At 73.2% G+C, this 5,977-nt stretch carries 2 protein-coding genes; both read left to right on the forward strand.

Annotated features, from left to right (window positions below):
* On the forward strand, positions 1-3,305 hold a 3,305-nt coding region (locus tag VF542_RS01365; protein WP_408649913.1), incomplete at its 5' end, for a non-ribosomal peptide synthetase.
* Positions 3,302-5,977: amino acid adenylation domain-containing protein (locus VF542_RS01370; RefSeq protein WP_408649914.1), on the forward strand; the 2,676-nt coding region annotated here is incomplete at its 3' end. The genes VF542_RS01365 and VF542_RS01370, both read left to right, overlap by 4 nt.

A 5,977-nucleotide genomic window follows, 5' to 3' on the forward strand; every position in this document is an offset into this window, starting at 1 on the left:
TGATGGCGAGCCTGGCGGTGCTGCTCTGGCGTTACAGCGGCCAGGACGACGTCTGCGTCGGAACCCCGTTCGCCAACCGCAACGACAGCGATGTCGAGTACCTGATCGGGCACTTCATCAACACGGTGGTGATCCGCAACCGGCTGGCTGCCGACCAGCCGTTCGCCGAGCTGCTGGGCGAGGTACGGCAGGAGGTGCTGGACGCCTACGCCCACGCCGACCAGCCGTTCGAGCAGCTGGTCGAGGCGCTGCACCCGGAGCGGCACGCCAGCTACTCACCGCTCTTCCAGGTGATGCTGGTGGTGCAGAACATGCCGCTGGGCCAGCTGGAACTGCCCGGCCTGGAGCTCCGGCCGCTGGAGGCCGGCACCGGTGCCGCCCGGTTCGACCTGTCGCTGGAGGTCACCGAGCGCCACGGCGAGCTGGAGCTGAGCTTCGAGTACGACACCGACCTGTTCGACGCCTCGACCATCGCCCGGCTGGCGGCTCACTACGTCCGGTTGCTGGAGCAGGTGAGCGCCGATCCGGCCCGGCCGGTGGGCGAGCTGGAGCTGCTCAGCGCCGCCGAGCGGCAGTACGAGGTCTATGACTGCAACGACACCGCCCAGCCGCTGGCCGGGCCGGCGAGCCTGGTGGAGCGGTTCGAGGCCGAGGCCCGCCGCCGGCCCGGCCAGCTCGCGGTGGTCAGCGGAGCCGAGCAGCTGGACTACGCGGGCCTGGACGGCCGGGCCAACCGGCTGGCGGCGGCGCTGATCGACCGCGGCGTGCGGCCGGACGACCTGGTGGGCTTGCACGCCGAGCGCTCGGTCGACCTGGTGGTGGGCATCCTCGGCATTCTCAAGGCCGGCGCCGGCTACCTGCCGCTGGACCCGGCACTGCCCGCCGAGCGGCTGGCCGGCATGGTCGCCGATGCCGGACCCGCGCTGGTACTGACCGCACAGGCCGAGCCAACCGCACAGGCCGAGCCAGCCGCACAGGCCGAGCCAGCCGCGCAGGTCGAGCCAGCCGCACTGACCACCTTGGGCGGCTCGACGCCCGGCACCGACTGGGTGGAGCTGGCAGCGGTCGAGGCCGAGGGACCGTCCGGCGTGGCAGCGAAGGTGGTCGTGCACCCGGCCAACCTGGCCTACCTGATCTACACCTCCGGCTCCACCGGCCGGCCCAAGGGCGTGGCGGTCAGCCATGCCAGCATCGCGAACCTGATCGAGCACTGGCTGGCGCGCCTCGGCCCGGTACCCGGCACCGCGGCGGCGCTGTGGTCCAGCATCGGCTTCGACGTCTCGGTGCAGGAGATCCTGCTGCCGCTGACCACCGGCGGCACCCTGCACCTGGTGCCCGAGGAACTGCGGGCCGACCCGGACGCGCTGATGGGCTGGCTGCGCGAGCACCGGATCGTCCAGGCCTACCTGCCGCCGGCGTTCGTCAAGTGGATCGACGAAGCGCCCGCGGAGCGGCTGTCCGGGCTGGCACTGCGCCAGCTGCTGGTCGGGGTGGAACCGCTGCCCGAGCTGGCCCTGCACCGGATGTGCGAGGAGTTGCCCGGGCTGCGGATCCTCAACGGCTACGGGCCGACGGAGACGTCGGTCTACAGCAGCGCCTACCTGGACCTGCGGCCGCTGGCCCGGCAGTGCCCGATCGGCCGGCCGCTGGCCAACACCCGGATCTACCTGCTGGACGAGCGGCTGCAGCCGGTTCCGGTCGGGGTGGCGGCCGAGATCTACATCGGCGGCGCCGGCGTGGCGCGCGGCTACCTCGGCCGGCCCGGCCAGACCGCCGAGCGCTTCGTGCCCGACCCCTACGTCCCGGGCGAGCGGATGTACCGCACCGGGGATCTGGGCCGCCGGCTGCCCGACGGCACCATCAGCTACGCCGGCCGCCGCGACCACCAGGTCAAGCTGCGCGGCTTCCGGGTGGAGCTCGGCGAGGTGGAGGCGGTGCTGCGCGAGCAGCCCGGGGTCCGGGAGGCCGCCGTCCTGCTCGATCAGGACGGCGCCGGCGAGCCACGGCTGGTGGCCGCCGTCGCGCGGGGCGCGGCACCGCCCCAGCAGCCGGCCGAGTGGCGGGCCGCCCTGTCACGGCAGCTGCCGGGGTACATGATCCCGGCGGTGTTCCTGGAACTGCCGGAGCTGCCGATGACCGCCAACGGCAAGCTCGACCGCGCGGCCCTGCTGCGCCAGGCACGGGCCGACGGGCCGATGCAGGTGAACCAGAGCAGCCCGCGCGACCATGTCGAGCTGGCGCTGTACCAGATCTGGGAGCGGCTGCTGCTGCAGACCGACATCGGGATCCGGGACAGCTTCTTCGACGTCGGCGGCAGCTCGATCTCGGCCATCAAGCTCGCCCACGCCATCGACGAGGAGTTCGGGCAGCGGCTGCCGATCTCCGAGATCGTGGCGCACCCGAGCATCGAAGCCCTGGCTGCCCGGCTGCGCAGTGGTTCCAGCGGGCCGCCCGGCAACCTGATCGAGTTCCGTCCGGGCGAGTTCCGGCCCGGTGCGGGGCACCGCCGGGTGGTGTGCATCCATCCGGCCGGCGGCACCGCGTTCTGCTACCTGGCGCTGGCCAAGGTGCTGCCGGAGTCCTGCGGGGTGTACGGCATCCAGTCGCCCGGGGTGAACCCCGGCGAGACCTTCCTGCCCACGGTCGAGGCGATGGCCGAGTCCTACCTGCGCCTGATCCAGCCGCTACTGGACGGGCCGCTGGTGCTGACCGGGCTCTCCTACGGCGGTTCGGTGGCTTACGAGATGGGACGCCGGCTGGCGCTGGCCGGCAACACCGCGGTCAGCGTGCTGCTGCTGGACACCCAGGGCACCGACGATCCGGTCGAGCGGGCCGAGATCGAGCCGGTGGACCTGCCGGAGTTCCGGGACAAGCTGATCAAGTTCAACGGGATGTACCCCGGGATCGAGGACGCCCAGATCGAGCAGTACTTCCGGATCTACAACCACAACCGGCTGACCATGCGCGACTACCTGACGCCGCCGTCATCGGCCCGGCTGGTGTTGCTGCAGGCGGTGGCCAACCGCGAGCCCGCCGATGTCGAGCAGGCGCAGGAGTTCTGGGGCCGCCGGGCCGGCAACGCCCCCGGTGGGCTGACGGTCGAGGTGGTGGACTGCGACCACTGGGAGATCCTGGAGACCGACGAGGTCCGCGGCGTCGCCGCGCTGATCGGCAGGGAGCTGGATTGCCTGACCGGTGCCACCGAGCCTGAGCCGGCTGGTTCGGCTGGTTCGGCTGGTTCGGCTGAGCCGGCTGGTTCGGCTGAGCCGGTGCTGACCGACTCGGTCGGAGGGTTGCGGCCGTGACAGCTGTCTCCGCACTGGCCGTCGGGGTGCTGGCCCAGGCACGCCGGACGCCGCACGCCGTCGCGGTGGTGGACGGCGACCGGCAGCTGGACTATGCCGAGCTGGCCTCGGCCAGTGCTGCCGTGGCCGAAGGCCTGCGTCGCAACGGGGTCTCCCCCGGGGACGCGGTCGCGGTCTGCCTGCCACGGTCCTGGCAGCTGGTCTGCGCGATGCTCGGCGTGCTGCGGGCCGGTGCGGTGGTGGTGCCGTTGGACGCGCAGAGCCCGCCCGAGCGCCGGCGGCACATCCTGACCGATTCGGCGTGCGTGGCACTGATCGACCGGGACGGCGCCGGCGCCGAGCTGCCGGACGGGGTGCGCCCGCTGGCGGTGTCCCAGCTGCTCGGCAGCTGCCGGGCACAGGACAACGCCGACGGTGCGGCCGGCGATGCCGCCGACGAGGTGGCCGGCACTGCCGCCGGGACCGCGGCCGGCAACGACACCGAGGTGGCCGGCGACCCGCGGATCTCCTTCGTCTTCTACACCTCGGGCACCACCGGCCGTCCCAAGGGCGTCGAGGTGTTCGACGTGAGCGTCCTGCGGCTCGCCCGGCCCGGCTACCTCCGGCTGGCTGACTCGGCCCGCTTCGGCTGCCTGTCCAACCCGGCGTTCGACGCGATCAGCTTCGAGGTCTGGGTGCCGCTGCTGACCGGCGGCTGCTGCGTGATCCTCGGCGAGGAGACGGTGCAGACGCCGGAGCTGCTGGCAGCGGCCCTGCTGGCCGAGCGCGTCGACACCATGTTCATCACCGCGGCGCTGTTCAACGCGGTGGTCGACCAGGTGCCGCACTGCTTCGCCGGCGTCGGCCAGCTGCTGGTGGGCGGCGACCAGCTCAACGCCACCCTGATCCGGCGCTGGTACCGCGACAACCCCGACAGCCCCACCCAGCTGTACAACGGCTACGGGCCGACCGAGACCGCGACGTTCGCGCTCTGCCATGCCATCCCGCGCGATTTCGACGCCGACCTGGTGCCGATCGGGGTGCCGCTGCCCGGCACCGAGGCCGTGCTGGTGGTCTGGGACGCGTCGGCGTCCGCGGACGGGCCACCCGATGGGCGCTTGGCCGCCGCCGGCGAGACGGCCGAGCTGTACCTCGGCGGCGAGGCGGTCGCAGCCGGCTACCGCAACCTGCCGGAGGAGACGGCGCTGCGCTTCGTCCGGCTGCCGTGGCTGGACGGCGGCCGCACCCGCTACTACCGAACCGGCGACCTGGTGCGCCGCAACGCCGCCGGCCTGGTTGAGTACCTCGGGCGGACCGACCGCCAGGTCAAGGTGCGTGGCTTCCGGATCGAGCCGGAGGAGCTGGAACGCCAGCTCATCGCTCACCCCGCGGTGCGCCAGGCCTACGTCTGCACCCGCCCGGCGGGACGGCTGGGAGCCACCGAACTGCTCGCCTACCTGGTGCTGGGCCAGCCGCTGAGCTTCGAGGACTTCGAGCGGCACCTGGCGGCGAGCCTGCCGTCCTACATGCGCCCGCACCGGGTGTACCTGGTCGACGCGTTGCCGCTCAACGCCAACGGCAAGGTCGACCGGACCGCGCTGCTGGCCCGCGAGGACCTGCCGTGGCGCGCCGAGCCGGACACTGGCACCGACTCGGTGGCCGCCAGCGACTGGCAGCGGGAGGTGCTCGACCTGGCGGGCGACGTGCTCGGGGTGAGCGGCCTGCGCCCGGCTGACCGCTGGATCGCCAACGGTGGCGATTCGCTCAAGGCCCTGCGGCTGCGGTTCGAGGTACGCCGGCGCTGGGGCAGCGAGCTGCCGGCCGGGCTGATCCTGCAGTCCGATCTCGGGCAGCTCGCCGAGGCCATCTCGGCCGGCCGGCACCAGGCGGACTCGCCCTATCCGGTGCCGGCCCGGCCGTCCGGGGCGACGTCGGCTCCGGCCACCTCCGAGCAGCAGCGGCTCTGGCTGTTGCAGCAGCAGGACCCGCACTCGGTCGCCTACAACGTCGGGTTCGCCTTCCGGCTGACCGGCTCGGTCGACGTCCGGGCCCTGCGGCAGGCGCTGCGGCGGCTGGTGGTGCGCTATCCGGCGCTGCGGACCGGCTTCCAGCCCATCGGCGGCGAGCTGCGCCAGCTGGTGGCCGAGCCGTATGACCCCTGGCTGGAGCCGGACCAGACGGACTCACTCCTGACCAGCGACTGGCGCGCGTTCGCCGACCGGCTGTTCGCCGAGCCGTTCGACCTGGCCCAGCCGCGGATGCTGCAGGCCTGCTGGCTTCCCGGGGTCGACGGGTCGGAGGAGGACCGGACCGGCGGGGTCCTGCTGCTGCGGCTGCACCACATCGCCGTGGACGGCTGGTCGGTCACCTTGCTGCTGCAGGCGCTGTCGGCCGAGTACGCCGCGCTGGCGGGCACCGCTGCGATGCTCCCTCAGCCTGAGCTGCCACTTCGGCCTGAGGCACCGACCCCGCTGGATTACGCCGGCTGGCAGGCCGACTGGTTCAGCCAGCCGGGCTACGCCGCCCAGCGTGCGGAGCTGCGGGCGTACTACGCGGGCCTGGACGAGCCGTCCGCCCCGCTGCTGCCCGTCGCCGCGGACCCCCGCCCGGCCGGCCGGCTGTTGCGGGTCAGCCTGGCGCCCGAGCGTCGCGCCGCCCTGGACCGCCTGGGCGCCGAACTCGGGCTCACCCGG

The sequence above is a fragment of the Jatrophihabitans sp. genome (assembly GCF_036389215.1).
Taxonomy (GTDB): Bacteria; Actinomycetota; Actinomycetes; order Mycobacteriales; family Jatrophihabitantaceae; genus Jatrophihabitans_A.